Genomic DNA, 18,935 nt, shown 5'->3' with positions numbered 1-18,935 from the left:
GTCCACCCTCTGGCTGACCTTTTTTGTTTGCCCACGGTAACGCTATGAATCCAAATGAAAGCGGCATCGCAGGCTTCTCTCAACTCGACCTTCGTGCACAGGCCGAGGCGTTGCTGAGCAAGGGCGATGAGAAGGGCATATCCGCGCGCGATCCTCAAGAGCTGATTCGTGAGCTAAAGCTCCATCATATCGAGCTCGAACTTCAAAATAAGGAACTCAAGCGCTGCCAATCCCAGCTGGAATCGACGCGCGAGCGCTACATTGATCTCTACTTTCACGCCCCGATCGGCTACGCCTCGCTGACCGCAGAGGGATCGATCGATGAGCTAAACTTCATGGCCGCCGACCATCTGGAGCTGACCCGCCAGGAACTCCTTCACGCCTCATTCGGGGAATTGCTCACGCCCTCAAGCCGCGAGCGCTTTCAGGCTCACCTGGCGCGCACCTTCAGCTCCGGCGAGCTGCAAAAATGCGACGTGGTTGCTCGCCTTCCCGATGGGGGGCAGACCCACCTTCGTCTGACCAGCGTGATGGTTAAAGGGAATGAGGACACCCCCGCGCGTAGCCGCACCATCGTGATGGACATCAACGATGAGCAACACGCGGAACGCGAGCGCGTCGCACTTCAGGACCAGCTCCGCCAGGCCCATAAAATGGAGGCGCTCGGACGGCTGGTCAGCGGTATCGCCCACGACTTCAATAATCTGCTCACGCTGATCATCGGCTACTCCAAGCTGGCGATGAACCAGCTCCCCTCTTCCAACCCCTTCTTCGCCCACGCCCAGCAGATTAATAAGGCGGGCCATCACGCCTCCGAACTCATCGACCAGCTTCTGGCGTTCAGTCGCGAGCGCGCGCCCTCGCCCACCCGCATGGTGCTCAACGAGACGATACGCGACATCGAGTCGATGTTGCGCCGGGTCACCGGCGACGACATCGAGTTCAACCTCTCGCTCGACGAAGCCCTGGGCGAAACATGTTTTGATGCCGCTCAGTTTAAACAGGTTCTCATGAACCTCGTCATCAACGCCTGTGAGGCCATGCCCCAGGGCGGCCGACTCACCGTGCGCACCCGCAACATTCAGCTGCATGAGCGCGCCGCAGCCCGGCTCAACATTGAGCCCGGCCCCTTTGTCCTCGTCGAGGTCGAAGACACCGGCTATGGCATCCCGGAGGAAGTCGTCTCCCGGGTCTTCGATTCGAACTTCACGACCAAAAGCTCCGACAAGACCCACGGCTTCGGACTGGCCACCTCCCAGGGTATTCTTCGCCAACACCGGGGTGTGATCGACGTGGTCAGCCAGAGCGATAAAGGCACCTCGTTCTTGATCTACGCCCCGCGTATCGACGCAGCTCGAGCCGAGGAGAGCCCGGCGCCTACGCCGACCATATTGCTGGTCGAAGATCAGACCGATCTTCGCCAGTTGGCCACCATGGTGCTGAGCACCGCCGGCTACCGCGTGCTCAGCGCGAGCTCTCCGGCCGAAGGTGTCGAGATCGCCGAGCTTCACCCCGGCGCACTCGATCTTATCCTCACCGATGTGACGATGCCCGGGATGAACGGACGCCAGCTGGCCGAACGGGTCCTTAAGACCCATCCCAACACCCACGTACTCTATATCTCAGGCCACGATCACGAGTCGGTATGTCGGGAGCGCGGAATCGACCTCGACGCTCCATTCTTAGAAAAGCCCTTTACGCCGGAGCGGCTCGTCGAGATTGTCTCCGCCCTGATCGAACCGCCCCTCAACGCCCCCACGCCGAGCTTTGACCCCAGCAGTGATCACACCCCTCCCCCCGGATGAGACGCCTCCCGCAGACTCCAAGCGCCGCCGGCTGGCGATCGCCGGCGCACGCGGCGCGCTCGGCCGCGCGCTGATTGCCCGGCTCCCGCACCACTACAACACCATCGGCCTGACTCGTCGCCCCGACCAAACGCTTCCCGAAGTCGATATCACGCGCCAGGTCGACCTCTTCTCCCGCAAAGAAACCTTCGAGGGACTCCGCGACACCGAACTTGCGGTCTACGCCATCCATCAGTCGCGCTTTCGCGCGCGCCTGACCCAGGCTCGCCTCGAAGACCTCGACGTCCTCTGCGCCGACAACTTCGGACGCGCGGCCGCCCATCACCGCCTCTCGCACATCCTCTACGTGGGCTGTGACACCCCACCCAACGCCGCCCACGATCTGGGCCGCACCCGCGAGATCACCGACGCGCTCGGCGCCCACGGCGTGCCCGTCATCACCCTTCGCCTGCCCATCATCCTCGACCCTCGCAGCGCCCTGACCCACCAGATGCTGGCCCTGGCAAGCCACGCCCGCCCCACTCTCAAACCCTATTATCGTGCCGAGGTCGCCCCGATCGCCATGCGCGATACGGTCGATGCTTGCCTCGCCATCCTGGCCAATCCCGACGCCTTCAAGGGTAGCTACGCCCTTCACGGCCCCCGGGCACTCAGCTTCAAAGACCTCGTCGAAGCACTCGCTGCGCGCCAGGAGCAATCACTCACCTGGCGAGCGCCCGGCATGGTGGCCTCACTCGCCCCCTCTCCCTCTCCGGTAGGCGAAGAGTGGCTCGACATCCTCCAGGAACTTCTGCAGACCCCCACTCGCCACTCCCGCGACTTCCCCTTTGAGAACGTCTGCCACCGTCCCCTTACGGCGCTTGACGATGCACTCGATGCCTGCCTTCAACCCGACGAAGACGCCAATGTGCCCGCCAGAGGTGCCGCATCTCTGCCGCCCTTGCCCTCGCTGGTGCGCTCCGTACAACGACTTCCGCTGCCTGCCGGGCGTGACGCCCGCTGGACCGCCCACGAATACGTGCGCTGGCTCCCAACCGCGTTGCGCTTTCTGATCCGTGCCACACATACCCACGACAATGAGGGCGGCTCGGTGGCGCGATTTTTCATCGGTCCTCTCCCCTGGCCCATCCTCGAGCTGACCCTGGCTCCCGAAGTCAGCGCTTCCGACCGCCAGCTCTTCTGGATCACCGGCGGTCTGCTCGCGCGCCAAACCCGGCAGGGACGCCTGGAGTTTCGCCAGATCGCCCACACCGACCGCATCATCGTCGCCATTCACGACTTCGAGCCTCGCCTCCCCTGGGTGCTCTACCGCTTCACCCAGGCCATCTTTCACCTCTGGGTCGTCGAGCGCTTCAAACGCCACCTGGAGCGCTTAAGCGCAACCACGGCGTGAAAAAGAACGTAAAACCAGCGTTGACACCCTTCTCCCCCACCCCCGGTTGACGCTACCCTTGCCGCTATGTCCCTCCCCTTGCCAGCGCTGATGAAGATGACGTCCCACCTCAGCGGGCGAGCTCGCGCGGCCAGAGGAACTCTGCACGTCGATGGTACAACTTGCCAGGAGTACGTCATGCAAAAGACGTTTATCGCCCTGATCGCCGCCTCGTTGCTTGTTGGTTGCGGTGTCCCCAAAGATGAACACGAAGCGATGCTGCGCGATATGGAGAACACCAAGGTCGCGCTGGCCACCACCGAGCGCGAGAAGGCCGAGGTGGAAGAAGAGCTGCGCGGCCAGATCGAGACGCTGGAGGCCCGCATCGCCAGGCTCGAGAACGACAAGCTCGCCCTGGAGACCGAGCTCAGCGAGGCCCGCGGCGACCTCGACCTCTACGAGTCGCGCGCAGGCGGCCTGGAAGAAGCCCTGGAGGCCTCCCGCACCGAGCTCGACGAGCTACGTCGGGCCCGCGCCCAGACCGAGGAACGCCTCAAAGAGTATCGCAATCTGGCCAGCCGCCTGGCCTCGATGGTTGAATCCGGTCAGCTCACCGTGAAGATTCGCGAGGGTCGCATGGTCATTGAACTGGCCGACAACATCCTCTTCGACTCGGGTCGCACCGATATCAAAGACGACGGTCGCCTGGCGCTCCAGGAACTTGCCGCGGTCCTGCAAGAGGTCGACGATCGCAACTTTCTGGTGGCCGGCCATACCGACAATGTGCCGATCAGCTCGGGACGTTTCTCCTCGAACTGGGAGCTCTCGACGGCCCGCGCGGTGGAAGTCGTTAAATTTTTGCAGGAGCAGGGCGTCGATCCCACCAACCTGGCGGCGGCCGGCTACGGGGAGTTTGACCCGGTGGCCGATAACGAAGATCGTGACGCCCGCGCGCTCAACCGCCGCATTGAGATTATCCTGATGCCCAACATCGAAGAGCTGCCCTCGGTGCCCGACGATGTTTTTGAGGGCTCCTGAGCCTCACCCTCGCAGCGAGCGAGCGCCGGCCCTTCGCCGCCGGCGCTCGCTGCACCGAGACACCTCATGCGTTTTGCCTCGCTGCTTTTTATCGCACTGACCGGGCTGCTTTTTGTCTCCTGCGCCAGCGTCCCCGACCCGCCTCCCCCCGACCTGGAGCTCGATCGCAACGCGACGGTCACGCGCCTGGCCTCGGTGCACGAGGCCGAGTCGGCGATCATCCAGGATATTGAGCGCCTGGACAGCCTGCTCCTCTCGCTCTCCACGCTGACCAGGCGCGAGCACGACGAGGCGTTTCCCATCGATCTCTTTCGGCTGGTGGCGGTGGCCTGCCTCAACACCGAGTACAGCGGCAACGAACGCGCCGCGCCGATACCCGGCAGCGCCGTACCCCTGACCTGCCGACCGGCGCACCTCGATCGCCTCAACGCCGAGATCGCGTTGATGCCCCTGGAGGCACGCAACGACGCGCTGCGCCTGCTCTTTCTCATCGACCAGATTCGCCAGCTCAAAGGCAGCCTGCGTATGCGCCTGGCGGCGATGCCCGACCAGATCGCCGACCACCGCGAATTCATCGCCTCCAGCCGCACCAACGTGCGCCAGATCGAGGCCGACTTCGCCCGCCGCCGCACCCTCTTCAGCGCGGCGGGATGGTCTCAGGTCAACCAGGTCTTAAGCGACCAACGCAGTCTTTTGCGCCAGTTTGACGCGCGCCTCGACGAGCTCACCGCCGCCTATCCTGACTGGCCGGAACGCGTCGACACCCTGGTCACCGCCGTCTACTTTCGCCTCACCCGCATGGGTTGAATCCACCGCCTCGCTCAGGGCACAAGAGCGTGGTGGTGCATCAGCGAGGTCCGCTCCAGCGGTCTCACCGCAACCTGATAGAGCGCGGCGATCTCGGCCTCCAGTGCGGTCTCCAGCTCGCCCAGATGTGCGAGCAACGCCCGGGCCTGCGCCCTGGAGAGCCCCGGCGCTGAAGCGAGAATATCGCCCTGCACCCCTCGGTGCAGCACCCGCACGCCATCGACGATCTCCAGGACCAGGCCGGCAATATGACGCGCCCAGGCCTCGTCGACCTGCGGGATAGGCAGCGCGCGCACGTCCCGGGCCTGAAAGTGAAGCGTGGGGTTGAGCGCCTTGAGCAAACGCCGCGCCGGCGCGCTGTTGAGGATGCCCAGCAGAGCCGCGTTGCGCTCCTCAAAGCTCAACCCCGCCAACCACTGCTCACGCACAAAGACCGCCGGCCCGGTCATATCGAAGACACACCCGGGAGGCATCCAGCGGGCGTTAAATCGCCCCCCGGCAAAGTCGGTATAACAGATGCCTTCGCGCCCCACGTAGCGCTCACTGAGCAGGTTGGAGGTGCGGTTGGTCGCATAAAAATCACGCGCCGTATCGGACCAGTCCACAACCCAATCCCAGTTGCCCCACCAGGGGGCAAAACGTCCGCCTTTGCTGTAGAAACGCCAGCGTCCCGGCTGCTCAGTATTGGCGTTCGAAGGCGGCTCAAAAAGCCCGGGAGCAGAGGCGATCTCGGCGGCATTGACCTCGGCCCAGGGACGCACATAGCTGCGGTTGGCACCGGTCTTGTTCTGACTCCCGGGCACCTCGGCGATCGTCGAGAGCGGAGAAGCCTCGTCAAACCAACGCAAGAGCCCCTCGGGCAGCTCATAGCAAAAGGGACGGCCGGGCACCGAGGCGGCCCGACGTGCCACAAAAGCCCGGGGCGTGGTCCGGGCAAAAAGCTGCGCCTTGGCTGAAGGGTCGTGCGCCTGACGCAGATCCCACACCCGCGTGGGCGCGTCGCTGTCGGCATTCAGGCGCTGCACAAACGCGACCACGCTGGCCTTCTCCCCGCTCAAGCCCCAGAAGGCCCCCGGGCCCAGGTGCAAAAAGTCGGTGAGCGCTCCGGCCGACATCAACTCGGCGCGCGCGGCCTCAAAACGCTTGAGATAAAAGATGCCCTGCTGCACGAGCAGCCCCACCGCGTGCGTCGCCAGGTCCTGACAACGCTTGATAAAGGCGGCGTAAAGATCGCGCTCAAAGGGAGTATAGTGGGCCTTGAGATGCTCGCGCAGCTCCGCCGGCATAGAGCGCCAGCCCATATAAGGCGGGTTGGTCAGCACCACCTCATAGGATGGGGCGTCGCCGCGCAGCGCGTCGCGGCACACCACCTGCGCATCAAGCCGCGCTTCAAGCAGACGGTCACGACCGCCCAGCCGACCCGCCACCTCCAGTTTCAGGGTCCAGCGCGCCACCTCGGCCGCTCGCGGATCGAGCTCCCACCCCCACAGGCGAGTGGCGGCCTCGGCGGGCTCCAGACCCTTATCGATGAGTGCAGCGAGTGCGGAGAGCAGCATCTGCCCGCCCCCCACCGCCGGGTCGAGCACACGCACGCAGCTAAGATCGGCGCCTTTGAGCGCGCCCCTTGCGAGCGCATCGGCCACCCAGCGCGGCGTATAGAGTTGCGTCGAGACCGTCGCCGAGCCGTGGCGCTCCCCCCGCTGGACGTGGGCTTCAAAACTCTTGAGCCGCCCCAGCGCGGACCACCCCTGGTGAATCCATCCGAGCACATGAGCATCGCCAAAGAGCCCCGCCGGCCACTCCAGGAGGTCGGCCCGGGATGCGGCGCTCAGGGCATCACCGGCCTCCAGGCCCGCCTCACTCACCTCAAGCAGGCGTGCACGGCGGCCGGCCGCCGCCACGATAAGAGCGCGGTGCCAGGCGGCATTATCGACCGACTCGCCGCGCGCCAGCGCGCCGCTCAATAAGGCTTCGGTGCGCGCGATCACTTCGGCGGCGCGGGCACTCTCTTGGGTAGAAGGAGGACGAGTCACAGCGAGTTAAAAGCGCCCCTGAATTCCTACGCCCATGCCATCTTCGCCCATCGGACCGACGCCCATCGCGCTAACGCCGCGCTCTTCCGCCGGATCATCGGAGAGGAGCTGCCACATCAGGATCGCCCCGGCCGAGGTCAACGCTAGGGCGCCGATGATGGGCGAGGCGATGGCCAGGCCGTTGTAGGTTGCTTCGCGGCGGTCAGCGGCCTCTTTGGCGGCGTTGTTGGCAGCGGTGCGTCCCTCGGGTCTCTGCCGAATCTCTTCGCTCTCTCGACCGGCTGCCTCCGCCTGGCTTCTGAAAACAGGCATCAGCGCCAAAGCTCCCACACCCGCCACCGCCAGGCTGGCTGGCACCCAGGCCGAGCGCATAAATGATGACTCCGCCGGGCCGACTACGCCCTCGGGCTCCAGCCCCAGGCGCAGTACCACGGTCTGCCCCTCGGGCACCTGCACGCGCTCCTCGACGGACTCATAACCTTCGAGCTCAATAAAGAGGGTGTAGCTCCCGGCCTCCACGTTGAGATCGATCGGGGTGACCCCGCGCATGCCCGACTCTTTGGAGTCGACGTAGACGCGCGCCCCTTCGGGGCGCGTGATCACCTCAACGGCGGTCTTGGCCCGCGCAGCCAACCGACGCTCAATGACCTCGATGGTGCTCTCAATGCGCCCGCGCTCCTCGGCCTGCGGCACCTGGTTGAGAAAACTTCGGTAATACTCGACGGCGCGGGCATCTTCGCCCAGGCGCTCGTAGGCAAGTCCCAGGCGGTAGAGAAAGTCCGGGAGGGGCACCAGCTCGTAGGCCTGATGGAAGCTGTCTGCGGCCTGTTGAAACAGCCCGTCATCATAGGCAGCGCTCCCCGCATCGATGAGTTCGATGAGTTCGACCTTCTCCGCCTCACTCAACTCGTCAAAGATCTGGTCGGGATCAGCAGCAAAGGCCGTCGCACTGCAAAGCCAGACCACCATCGCGGCCAGCACCGCCCCACACACTCGCATCTTCATGAACATCATCCTGTCACTGAATCACCGAGACGCACCCAAAGCGACGGTGTTACTCCCCGGAGCGCAACCGGCGCAATCTGTCTCGCAGGGCGGAGTCGGTACTCGACGAATCTTCCTGGGCCTTGGCGGCCTTGCGGGCGCGCTCAGCAGCGCGGGCCTCGCGCTCAGCGGCGGCCTCCCGGGCGGCAGCCTGGCGAGCCTCCTCGGCGGCTCGGGCCTCGTCGATGGCCCGCTGACGCTCGGCGGCGCGGGCCTCAGCGGCCGCACTGGCGCTGACCCGCGGGCGCTTCCGCTGCTCTTGACTCGAGATCGCCTTCTTGCGCGCGGTCTGCTCGGCGATGTGGGCCACAGCGGCCGTCTCAGCGGTGAAGATTCGCGCGGCGATCACCGCCTCCAGCCCCACCTGAGCACCCGCACTCTCGGCATGAAGGACATCTTCGGAAGGCCCGGGCACCGGAGCAGATTCGGTTGCAGCCGGCGTTTCCGCCCGGGCCACAACCTCAACATCCGCCTCAACAGCGGTATCATCGCCGAGCGTCAAGGCGGCCACCGCCCCACCGCCGACCAACACCACGATGAACGCCACGATAAGCCCCAGGCGCGCTCGCCCCTGGCCTTTGACGTCCATCGTCAGCGTGTTGGAGCCGTCCCCGCCGATCACCGCCAGAGGCCCCTGGATCCCCGACTCTCCGGTGATCGTATCGATGCGTGGCTGTTTGGGCGCTTCTGCCGCCGGCGAGGCCTGAAACTGAGGCTGAGTGCTGCTAAACGCCCGGGCGTCGGCGCCCACCCGCACCCGGTCGATGTCGGTCGGGGTGTGGCGTTCGATCGTCGGCATCGACTCCAGCTCCCCCGTCCTCGGAGCCACCCCAAAGCCGCCGGTCTGCGGCACCTGACGCCGCGCCTCCGTCGCGCTAAGACCGCCGCGTCCAGCCCCCTCAAGGTGAGGCATCAACCAGGGCTCAAAGGCCCCCAGATCCTGCCGATCGACATCCAGACGCACCGGACGAAGCTGATGGCGCATCCGCAGCTGATCGATCTCATCGCGCACCTCGCGCGCGGAGCCCGGGCGCTCAACCGGATCCTTGCTCAGCATACGGTAGCAAAGCGCCTCAATGTCGTCGGGGAGGCTGCCCGCCGGGAGCATATGACGCAACGAAGGCGGGCTCTTCTGCACGTGGCTGAACAGAATCTGAAGGCTGGTGTCGCCGGTAAAAGGCACCATGCCGCTGAGCATCTCATAGAGAATGATGCCCAGCGCGTAGAGGTCGGTTCGACCGTCGATCGCATGGTTCTGCGCCTGCTCCGGTGCCATGTAGGCGGGCGTGCCGCAGATCATACCGGTCTTGGTGATCTGCGTGCTCTGCTCCAGCGCACGCGCAATCCCGAAGTCGAGCACCTTGACCTGCACCGTGCCATCGGAGACGGGCAGCATCACCAGGTTATCGGGCTTTAAGTCGCGGTGAATGATTCCGCGTGCGTGGGGCTCGGTCAGTGCGCCGCAGACCTGGTAGACGACCTCCAACGCCATGTTGACGCGAAAGCGCCCGCGCTCCAACAGGTCGCCCAGACTGATACCCCGCACAAGCTCCATGACCAGGTAGAGAAGGTCGCGCTGACGGTCCTGACCAAAATCAAAAAGGCTGACGATGTTGGCGTGGCTGAGCTCCGAGACCACTTTGGCCTCGCGAAAGAAGCGCTCAAGCGCCTTCTCACGGTCACTCACCTCGGGACGCAGCACCTTGATAGCGACCTCGCGATTCACCGAGAGTTGCACCCCGGCGTAGACCGCGCCCATGCCGCCCACGCCAAGCAACCGCTCAATGCGGAAGCGCTCATCAATCACCTGCCCCAGGAGCGGATCGGGAACAGCGTCCGGCGAATCCAGATGAAAAAGGCGGCTGCCGTCGGAGGGACAGATCTCCAGATCGCCATCAAAGCGCTGCTGACATTGTGGACAATAAAGGGTCATTGATGCCTCGGTCCCGCGCGCATCTCGACCGGGAGAGAGCGCGCGTTCCGCGTGGTTCTTTTTATGCGTCGTCAAAGCGCCGGGGTGTGGCCAGCCAGACACCTCATGGAAGTCGGGCGGGATTGAGCTCCATCGATCGTCGGGCACATCGATCCACTTTATGGTGAGGCCCGCTCAGGGTCAACGTTCGCGACGTCTGCCAGCCCGCGCACGATCGGAGTTTCGACGGCCCGGAGCCATCCCTCGTTCGTGGGCATTGTGACCGAGATGCCGGAGCATTGAATGCCCGGGTGTGACACACCGTCTGATGCGCACATACCAACGATGACACCTTGCCCCCTATTCACTTCGCCCCTGGCGAATTTCGCACTGAGTCAATGATGCTCACCCTCCTGCGCTCTAACTTCGCCCTGCTGCTGACGAGCTCGTGGATCGCACTGCTTTCAGGCGGTTGCGGCCCCCTGATGGACGCCGAGTCCGGCCCGGGAAACGAGCGCCGCGCGCTGGCCCAGGGCTACACCCCCTGCAACGACTTCCCCGAGCCGAGCCGCGGGGTCATCTGCCACCCCTCTCAGTACTGCAGCTCGCAGATTCTGGGCATCTGCCACAACGGATGCCTCTCACAGGATAACTGCAGCCACGAGCAGTTTTGCCTGAAGACAGGCAGCCAGCGCGTGGGCACTTGCATCGACCACACCACCTATGAGGAGCGGCGCCGCGGCGAAGATCTAGAGCCGGGCTATACCGCCTGCGGCAACCCGGATAACCCCTCACGCTTTGCGATCTGCCACCCCTCCCAGTACTGCTCCAGCGACTACTTCGGGCAGTGCAGCGGAGGGTGCCTCTCGGAGCATAACTGCACCGAATTACAGGTCTGTTTCAAAGAGGTCGGCGAGAATGTGGGCACCTGTCAGCACGCCGGCAACCGGTGATCTTCATCGCGATGCCAACCCGGTCTCCGATCTTACTCAGGCCGCCGTCAACGCAGTGATCTGAGGCGCGTGCTTGACAGGAATAAGCACTTTTGGTCAACCCTTTGGCCAGAGTCGCTGGCCGCTTTCGCGAAAGGTGTTGACTTCGGCGAGTTGCTGCACAGCTTTGCGGTGCCTTGCACTTTCGCGAAGAGCACCGGCCCCTGATCCGCGAGACCAGAGCCCTCAGAACTTCCGCGCCCCGGCGCGTCTTACACTATACCCACCTCTTTGCAGGGAGCTTCACATGACCAGCTCGCCCGTCGATGCCATCCCCCCTTTCATGAACACCGGCCGCCCGCTCCTGAGCGACGACCCCTTTGTGGTCGCCGACCTCAGCCCCGAAACGGTGGCCTTTGGCCGTAAAGAGATCGAGTTGGCCGAAGCTGAGATGCCCGGTCTGATGGCCCTTCGCGAGCAGCACAGTGCCGAGCAGCCTCTTAAAGGTGCGCGCATCATGGGCTCGTTGCACATGACCATTCAGACCGCCGTGCTCATCGAGACGCTGGTCGCGCTGGGTGCCGACGTGCGCTGGGCCTCCTGCAACATCTACTCGACGCAAGATCACGCTGCTGCCGCCGTGGCCATCGGCCCCGAAGGCACCGTCGATAACCCTCAGGGCGTGCCCGTCTTCGCCTGGAAGGGTGAGACGCTCGAAGAGTACTGGTGGTGCACCTTCCAGGCCCTGAACTGGCCGGATGGCAAGGGCCCCAACCTCATCCTCGACGACGGCGGCGACGCCACTCTGCTCGTGCACAAAGGCTATGAGTTTGAGCAGAACAACATCAGCGCCGACCCCTCCTCCACCGACAACGCGGAGTTCCGCGTGGTGCTCTCGGTGCTCAAGGAGCTTCAGACCCTCGATAAGGGCTACTGGAGCCGCACCGCGCCCAACGTCCGTGGCGTGAGCGAGGAAACCACCACCGGCGTGCATCGTCTCTACCAGTCGCAAAAGGACGGCACGCTGCTCTTCCCGGCGATCAACGTCAATGACTCGGTCACCAAGAGCAAGTTCGACAACGTCTACGGCTGCCGTCACTCCCTGGTCGACGCCATCATGCGCGCCACCGACGTGATGCTCGCCGGCAAGCGCGCCCTGGTCGCCGGTTACGGCGATGTGGGCAAAGGCTCGGCGCAGTCGCTCTCCAGCCAGAAGGCTCGCGTGGCCGTCACCGAGATCGACCCGATCTGCGCGCTGCAGGCCTGCATGCACGGCCTCGACGTCATCACGATGGAGCAGGCTCTGGAGCTGGGCTACGACATCTACGTGACCGCCACCGGCAACTTCAACGTCATCACCGCCGACCATATGAAGCGGATGAAGCATAACGCGATCGTCTGCAACATCGGCCACTTCGATAACGAGATCGACATGGCCGGTCTCGAAGCGATGCGCGAGCGCGGCGAAGTCGAAAAGATCCAGATCAAGCCGCAGGTCCACGAGTGGAAGTTCAAGGAAACGGGCAACTCCATCATCATCCTGGCCGAAGGCCGCCTGGTGAACCTGGGCTGCGCCACCGGCCACCCCAGCTTCGTGATGAGCGCTTCGTTCACCAACCAGGTGCTTGCGCAGATGGAGCTTCACGCCAACGCCGAGAGCTACGGTAAGGATGTTGTCACCCTTCCGAAGCACCTCGATGAAATGGTCGCGAAGTTGCACCTCGACAAGCTCGGCGCCACGCTGACCAAACTCAACGACTCCCAGGCCGAGTACATCGGCGTGGACATCGAGGGCCCCTTCAAGCCCGACTACTACCGCTACTGATCGGCGGGCAACGCATCGCGTCTTCGCGATGCGTTGCAGCTTCGACATAGCGTCATGAACAACGGCCTCCCTTCGGGGAGGCCGTTGTTTTTTGCCTGAAACGATCCCGCTTGCGTCTTTCACATCGCGCGCTTCGCGGAGAGGATGACGTGCGCGAAAAGCGAATTCTCACCGGAGTTTAAAGAGTACGCACTCAATGATGCCTGCATCGAGATGCCCTCCCCCCCTACCGCAGCATGACGTTCTTCGATAAAAACGATCGCGCATCCTCCACCTTAGAGCACGCCGACGTCTTGGCCTGATTTGCGGAGCACCTGATATGGCAGCGAGCCCCGACACCGTTGTGATCACCTGCGCGCTCAACGGCGTGCTCACCGACCCGGCGCAGCACCCGGTGCCCTACACCCCGGCGCAGATGGCCGCCGAGGCGCGCGCGGCCTACAACGCCGGGGCATCGGTGGTGCACCTGCATCTTCGCGATCAGGCCAGCGGGCGGCTTCCCTCCTGGGAGGTTGAGCTTGCCCGAGAGGTGGTCGACGCGATCAAAGAGGCCGCGCCCGACCTGATCCTTAACCTGACGACCGGGGTGGTGGGCGACGAGATCAACGGACCGCGCGCCTGCCTGGAGGCCATTGAGCCGGAGATGGCGGCGCTCAACGCCGGCTCACTCAACTACCTCAAGGTACGCAGCGACGGGCAATGGGCCTGGGCGCCGATGCTCTTTGACAACCCGGTCTCCAAGATCAGCGCCTTTCTGGAGGTGATGCACATCCACAACATCGTTCCCGAGTGCGAGTGTTTTGATACCGGGATTCTGCGCTCGCTGGCGATGTTTGAGGCCCACGGCATCTTAGAGCCCCCCTACACCGTGAGCCTGGTGCAGGGGGTAGCAAGCGGCATGCCCGCCCGCGTCGATCTTTTACCGATCCTTCTCGATGAGATGCCCGGAGAGCGCCCCTGGCAGTCGATCGTGATCGGGCGTCAGGAGGTCTGGCCGATTCACCGGCGCACCGCCGAGCTCGGGGGTAACCTGCGCACCGGCGTCGAAGACACCTTCTACCTGCCCGATGGCGGCAAGGTCGACGGCAACGGCCCGCTCATTGAGGCGATGGCGCAGCTGGCCCGGGAGGTGGGTCGGGAGCCGGCCACCCCGGCTGAGGCCCGCGAGATTCTGGGCATCCAAGAACGCTGAGCGTCGGGGAGCAACGCTCAGCGCAAACGACGTCGACCTGCCTCAGGTCGCGTCAACAGGGGCTTCGGAGGGCATCCGGCGAGCCCGGCGAGCCTCATTGCTCCGCTCCCAGACCACCGCCCCCAGGTGCAGACCCAGCGCGCCGACCAGAAGCATCACCGCCCAGGACTGAGGCCCGGGGGCCTCGGCCAGAGGAGCCAGCCCGTAGTAGCCGGCCCACACCTCTCCGCAGACCCCGTGCACCGCGCTGGCGAGCGGCGTCACCCCGACCAGGCCCACACAAAAGGCCGCCCACACGCCCACGCGCGCCGGTCCCAGCGCCGCCGGCGCTCCGGGCCACCACCCCCGCAACCTGCGACCCAGCGCTGGCGATCGACCCAGAAGCACCCAGACAAGTCCGCCCAGCATCAAGGCGTTGAGCACGAGTCCGCCAGCCACAAGCAGTCCTCGTGCGCCCCGAAGATCGATGGCGCGCACCGCATCGAGCCACCCGAACTCCTCACGCAACGCCGGCGACACCTCGAGCTCCGCCGGCGAATCGATGGCGTAGACGTCAAGGTGAGCGTGGAGGGCGTCTTCGAGCAGGCGCACCAGGGTCGTGTCCTCGATGCCCTCATCAAAGGGTCGCCCCCGGGTCATGGCGAGTTCTTGCGCGCCAATGATCTCTCGGAGCTGGGAGCTCGCGCCGGAGTCAGCCAACCCGTCGATCCAGGCCCGGGCCCCGGGCGCGTTGAGCGCGTCGCTGCCGATCTCAACCGGCGCCTCCCACACAACGGCCGCACGCTGCGCCGCCCTCCCCAACTCGCCAAGATTCCAGGCGCTGATCGCCAGCAATGAGGCTAACACCACCACATCGGCTGCCACCCAGCGGCCGCGACCGCGGCCCAGCCCCACCACCGCGCCACCACCGAGCATCGCCAGCAAAAGCCCCAGACCGATGACCAGGTGAGTATCAACGTCGTCGACCGCCTCCTCCACCATCGCGCCGAGACCGGGGCGCGTCAGATGCGCGACGCTCTCGGCGTCAAGCGCCCGCCATGCCGCGCGCAACCCCTCGGCGTTGGGCATGGCTTCTTCGGCCCGGTTCAACACCTCGGCCGCTGCGGCCACCGCATCGTCGCCCTCGCCACGTGGCGCGCCCGCGATACGATCCAGGGCCTCGCGCAACCAGATGAACATAAAACTCGCCGCGACCGGGCTGGTGATCGCCCCGGAGCGCACACCGGCCTCATGCATCGCGTCGATGCCGCGCCCCATCGCCAGGTCGGCGGCCGCATCCAGCCCGAGGTAATGCAGTCGGGCGCTGGCGCGCAGAAGATCGTACCAGGGCGCATCGCGCTCAGCGGCCTGCCATGCGGTGCTTTCGGCCTCCTCACCCCGGGCAAGTCGCAGCAAGGCCTCGGCGCGGTAGAGCGCGTAGTAGATGTTGGTGCGGTCGCGCTCGGCGCGCGCGCTCATCGCTTCGAGCAGCGCGGCGTCGTCGGATTCTTGCGATTCAAGCTCGGGATCGGGGGTCTCCACGGCTCCGGGCTCACGGCCGAGCGCGACCTCTTCGCGCCAGAGGGCGTCCTGCATCGCGCCGAGCGTCTCCGGCCAGGACCAGGGGCCGCCGTAGGCCGCGGCGGTGGAGGTGGTGCCGGGGGTGTATCGGAGCGCGAGGGCGGGATCACGTTGGAGGTGCAGTCGCAGATAGGGAGTATCACCCTCCCGCACCGCCTCGATCTCGCGCAGGGTGGTGGGCAGCGCCACGCGCTCGACCACCGCGCCTTCGTGCGGATCAAAGACCAAAAGCTCGGCGCGCACCCCGTAATAATAACGCTCGCCAAGACGCACCGGCCCCACCGGGAGGAGCCCACCCTGGCGCTCGCGATAGCGCGTGGGATCGCCGTAGAGCGTGGGGTGCTCAAGCTCCACCACCTCGCGCGCGCCGACCATGCAGCGCACGCCCCCCTCGACCGCCTCCAGCACACAGGGGCCAGACGCAGCATCAGCCTCAATGGCCTCCTCATCAACCTGCGCTTCAGCCGCAGCAGAAGCGGTCCAGAGGACCATCACCAGAGCCAGGCAACCCACGTACACCTGATGCAATCGCCGCATCAAAACGCCTCGATCTCAATCTCCGCCACCTTCACCCGATTCTCCCCGTCGTGACCCTTGTCGGGTGAGACCTCCATGCGGTTGGAACCTTTATAGAAGCCCATCCAGATGGTGTAGGTCCCCGGCGTCGAGTAGCGATCGATGGTCAACGTGTGTTCGTCGCGCACGATGTCGCCGGGAAGCCAGCGGCTGGTGGGGTAGTTGCCACCCACCGGATCGTGGTCAGCGCCGATACGATTTCCAGGCGTATCGATATGCACGAAGATCTCCTGCTCACTCGTCACTCGTCGCAGGCTCTTGAAGTAGAGCGTCATCGTCAGCTCTTCGCCCCAGCTGTAGCGCGGTCGCCCATCGCCCTCGGCCTTTTTGTTGAGCTCGTAGCCAATCAGTTCGATCTGACGGTTGAACGCCGGGGAACTCTGCGGGTCGCCCTTCACGCTCAGGGGGGTGGCCGAGTCGGGCAGCTCGTCGAGGAGCGCTCCGGCAAGGGGGCTCTGATCCTCTTCGCCCTCCCCGAGCATGTTGCTGACCAGCACCATGGAGGCCGAGCTGTTGTCGACCACCACAAGGTCGGCCTTATGCGCGCGTCGCACATCGGAGTGAACTGCCGCCAGGCGGTCGCGCGGAATCAGCGCAAAGAAGCGCTCCTCATCCTCAAAACGCGCGTTGAACGCCCGGGCGTGCGCGATCGACTCGAGCCCGCGCAGATAAAAGTCGGAGTCGCTGGTGTCATACCCGTAGCGCAGCAGGGGCTCATCATCCTGACGAGCCTCCAGATAGCTCGCCACGATCTTGCGGTTGGAGAGGTTGGAATCGAGGTCCGGCAAGAACACTCCCATCATAATCACCGCCCAGCTCACCGCGCCGAGCGTCGCCACAATGAGCAGACCAGTATACCCCTCGGCAAAGGCGGCGAGCCTCGCCAGCTTGCCATCTTCCTGGCGGTAGGCCTCGCGCTCGGCGGCGCGAGCCTCCCCCGGGCTCATCGGTGTGGCTGAGGTTGAAGACATCGCGTCGGACATCTCCGCGCCAGCCGCCACGGCGCGATGCGCCTCCGCATCGGACGCGCTGCCTTCACCTTTGTTTCGCCAGGCGCGCCAGGTCCGCTTGAGCCATCCCCAGAAGACCTTGAGATCGCGCCAGAAGAAGACCAGCCAGCTGATGGCCCCGGCAAAATACGCCGCGAGCAGCGCGACATAGCCATACTTCCAGAGCTTGAGCGCGCGGCCGTACTCATAGTCTTCACCCAGGCCCAGCTCGTCCTGACCGGCGGTCACAAGCTCGATCAGGCGCGGCGGGAAGCGCTCGATATCTTTGCCGAGCATCATCACGACGAAGATCGCGCTGAGAGCGATCAGAAGATAGAGCTGCGGCTTCAACCGAAGTTTGGCCCAGTAGTCTTTATCGGAGAGCGCCCAGGCCACGCCGAGCGCCAGCGGTACAAAGGCCGCAAAGGTGGCGTGACCCAAACGCCCGGCCACCGCCATCACAACAAAGGCAAGCGCCGGCCAGAGCATCAACACCCGCGCCATCAAGACGGTCGAAGCGTCGGCATCCGAGTGTGTGGCGCTCCCCTCAACGGGCGCGCTCGCGGCCAGGCGCTGACTCATGTAGCCGTAACCTGCAAAGGCCAGCGCAAACCAGGGGAAGAAGCCAAAGCCAATCTGGCGCAACCACCAGCCAAAGCGGCTGGAGAAGTCCACATTGTCGGCAAAGCCGTGTTGCGTGAGCAGGTGGGCCCAGCCGGTCTGACCGGCGAGTACCACCAGGGTGATCAGACCGGCCCCCGCCCAGAGGGCGCCGCGCCAACCGATGAGCGTTCTGACCAGAGGGCGGTCCGCCTGCGGGCTGCGCCACTCCAGAAGCGCAACCACCAGCGCGGTGAGCACGGGCACCAGCGCGCCGAAGACGCCACCTTCCCAGGCCGAGAGCACAAGCCCCAGCGTTCCCACACCGAGCAGGACCGAGGCCGGGCGACTCCTCGCCAGCTCGCCCCGCTCGCGACGGCGGGCTTCTTCGAGCGCTGCGCCGACAACGCCGAGCAGTGCCAGAGCCGAGCTGAACATCATCGCGACAGGACCCGACACGAAGACCGCGCCCAGGAGCACCGCCGGCGTCGTCGCCAGCACCACTGCGCTGAGCAACGCGGCCCGCTCCCCCAGATAACGTCGAGCCCACAGGCCCACACCCACCACGAGCAAGAGCGCCATGAGCATCATCAACGCGCGCACACCGCGCTCCGCCTGGCCGACCTCGCCCGACTCCACCACCGGCTCATCATCCACCGTCTGGGTGAGCCACCACAGACGCAATCCCGAAAAACGCCCCTCCTCCTCGCCGAGCACCGCCCGGGCGCGGGCATCAAGCCCCTGGCTGCCTGAGACTTCGGAGGCCTCTTTCTCCACGACCTCTTCGGCTCCCCCGGGCTCCTCCTCCGACGCGTCGGAGACATCGCCGGCGGCGGAACTCGGAGGCTCGCTGACCTCAATGGCCAGGCGCAGCGCGCCGGACTCCCAGGGCTCCCAGATCCCGAGGTTTCCCGCGCTCCAGAAGACCAACACCGCGCTCAAGGCCACCACAAGTGCGGCTGCGATTCTCGCCATCATGCTATCCTCATCGCGGCTGCGCGCCGCGTCTTTACGTCTCAGTAGTCGTTGCCTGCCGGCGCCCGAGCGCGATCCTCGCGCGCGCGGGGTGTGGCCGGGGGCGCCGGTGGTATCATAGCGGGCAAGGCTCAAGCAATTGAGGGGCGGTCACCGCCTGCTAATGCGCTGTACAGGCTCCTATTTGACGCGGTAGGCTCTTGACCTTGAACACCGCTCTGTTGGAGAGTTGCCCGGCTGCACCGCCGTAAAAGCCCCGCGGCAAAGACCGGGGG

The 18,935-nt window shown here is 65.1% G+C and carries 12 protein-coding genes; 7 read left to right on the top strand and 5 right to left on the bottom strand.

Features of this window, described 5'->3' with window-relative positions; translation table 11 throughout:
• The first annotated feature begins 44 nt into the window (after window positions 1-44).
• The 4 genes from EA187_RS14510 (at window position 45) to EA187_RS14495 (ending at window position 5,022) form a co-directional block, all read left to right on the top strand.
• Window positions 45-1,805 (top strand): ATP-binding protein, encoded by a 1,761-nt coding sequence (locus EA187_RS14510; protein WP_115605787.1) that lies wholly within the window; start codon window positions 45-47, stop codon window positions 1,803-1,805.
• Window positions 1,780-3,198, top strand: a complete 1,419-nt coding sequence (locus EA187_RS14505; RefSeq protein WP_115605789.1) for an SDR family oxidoreductase — start codon at window positions 1,780-1,782, stop codon at window positions 3,196-3,198. Before EA187_RS14510 ends, EA187_RS14505 begins: the two co-directional genes overlap by 26 nt.
• Window positions 3,199-3,375: 177 nt before the next feature.
• Window positions 3,376-4,215 carry an OmpA/MotB family protein gene (locus tag EA187_RS14500; protein WP_115605791.1) on the top strand — a complete coding sequence of 280 codons (840 nt, stop codon included), beginning with the start codon at window positions 3,376-3,378 and terminating at the stop codon, window positions 4,213-4,215.
• A 66-nt stretch (window positions 4,216-4,281) separates the two neighbouring features.
• Window positions 4,282-5,022 carry a hypothetical protein gene (locus EA187_RS14495; protein WP_115605793.1) on the top strand — a complete coding sequence of 247 codons (741 nt, stop codon included), beginning with the start codon at window positions 4,282-4,284 and terminating at the stop codon, window positions 5,020-5,022.
• Window positions 5,023-5,036: 14 nt separating this feature from the next.
• Here the strand turns inward: EA187_RS14495 and EA187_RS14490 are convergent, their stop codons facing one another.
• Genes EA187_RS14490 through EA187_RS14480 form a run of 3 tightly spaced genes read right to left on the bottom strand, consistent with a single transcriptional unit; the run spans window position 5,037 to window position 10,032 of the window.
• Window positions 5,037-7,055, bottom strand: coding sequence for an Eco57I restriction-modification methylase domain-containing protein (locus tag EA187_RS14490; protein WP_115605795.1), 2,019 nt, complete (start codon window positions 7,053-7,055; stop codon window positions 5,037-5,039).
• A 6-nt stretch (window positions 7,056-7,061) separates the two neighbouring features.
• Window positions 7,062-8,060, bottom strand: coding sequence for a PEGA domain-containing protein (locus tag EA187_RS14485; protein ID WP_164856290.1), 999 nt, complete (start codon window positions 8,058-8,060; stop codon window positions 7,062-7,064).
• A 49-nt stretch (window positions 8,061-8,109) separates the two neighbouring features.
• Window positions 8,110-10,032: a serine/threonine-protein kinase gene (locus EA187_RS14480; protein WP_127780740.1), complete on the bottom strand. Its 1,923-nt coding sequence runs from the start codon at window positions 10,030-10,032 to the stop codon at window positions 8,110-8,112.
• 380 nt (window positions 10,033-10,412) lie between these two features.
• Here EA187_RS14480 and EA187_RS20660 point away from each other — a divergent pair, with 380 nt between their 5' ends.
• The 3 genes from EA187_RS20660 to EA187_RS14465 all read left to right on the top strand — a co-directional run bounded on the left by EA187_RS20660 (window position 10,413) and on the right by EA187_RS14465 (window position 13,960).
• Window positions 10,413-10,964 carry a hypothetical protein gene (locus EA187_RS20660; protein ID WP_206524372.1) on the top strand — a complete coding sequence of 184 codons (552 nt, stop codon included), beginning with the start codon at window positions 10,413-10,415 and terminating at the stop codon, window positions 10,962-10,964.
• A 322-nt stretch (window positions 10,965-11,286) separates the two neighbouring features.
• Window positions 11,287-12,768 carry an adenosylhomocysteinase gene (ahcY, locus tag EA187_RS14470; protein ID WP_115605837.1) on the top strand — a complete coding sequence of 494 codons (1,482 nt, stop codon included), beginning with the start codon at window positions 11,287-11,289 and terminating at the stop codon, window positions 12,766-12,768.
• Between the two features lie 319 nt (window positions 12,769-13,087).
• Window positions 13,088-13,960 (top strand): beta-keto acid cleavage family enzyme, encoded by an 873-nt coding sequence (locus EA187_RS14465; protein WP_127780739.1) that lies wholly within the window; start codon window positions 13,088-13,090, stop codon window positions 13,958-13,960.
• A 42-nt stretch (window positions 13,961-14,002) separates the two neighbouring features.
• Here the strand turns inward: EA187_RS14465 and EA187_RS14460 are convergent, their stop codons facing one another.
• Window positions 14,003-16,057 carry a hypothetical protein gene (locus EA187_RS14460; protein ID WP_127780738.1) on the bottom strand — a complete coding sequence of 685 codons (2,055 nt, stop codon included), beginning with the start codon at window positions 16,055-16,057 and terminating at the stop codon, window positions 14,003-14,005.
• Window positions 16,057-18,663 carry an ArnT family glycosyltransferase gene (locus EA187_RS14455; RefSeq protein WP_127780737.1) on the bottom strand — a complete coding sequence of 869 codons (2,607 nt, stop codon included), beginning with the start codon at window positions 18,661-18,663 and terminating at the stop codon, window positions 16,057-16,059. Before EA187_RS14455 ends, EA187_RS14460 begins: the two co-directional genes overlap by 1 nt.
• Between the last annotated feature and the right edge of the window lie 272 nt (window positions 18,664-18,935).

The sequence above is a fragment of the Lujinxingia sediminis genome, assembly GCF_004005565.1.
Classification (GTDB): domain Bacteria; phylum Myxococcota_A; class Bradymonadia; order Bradymonadales; family Bradymonadaceae; genus Lujinxingia; species Lujinxingia sediminis.
This window is presented reverse-complemented; position numbering and strand designations above follow the sequence as displayed.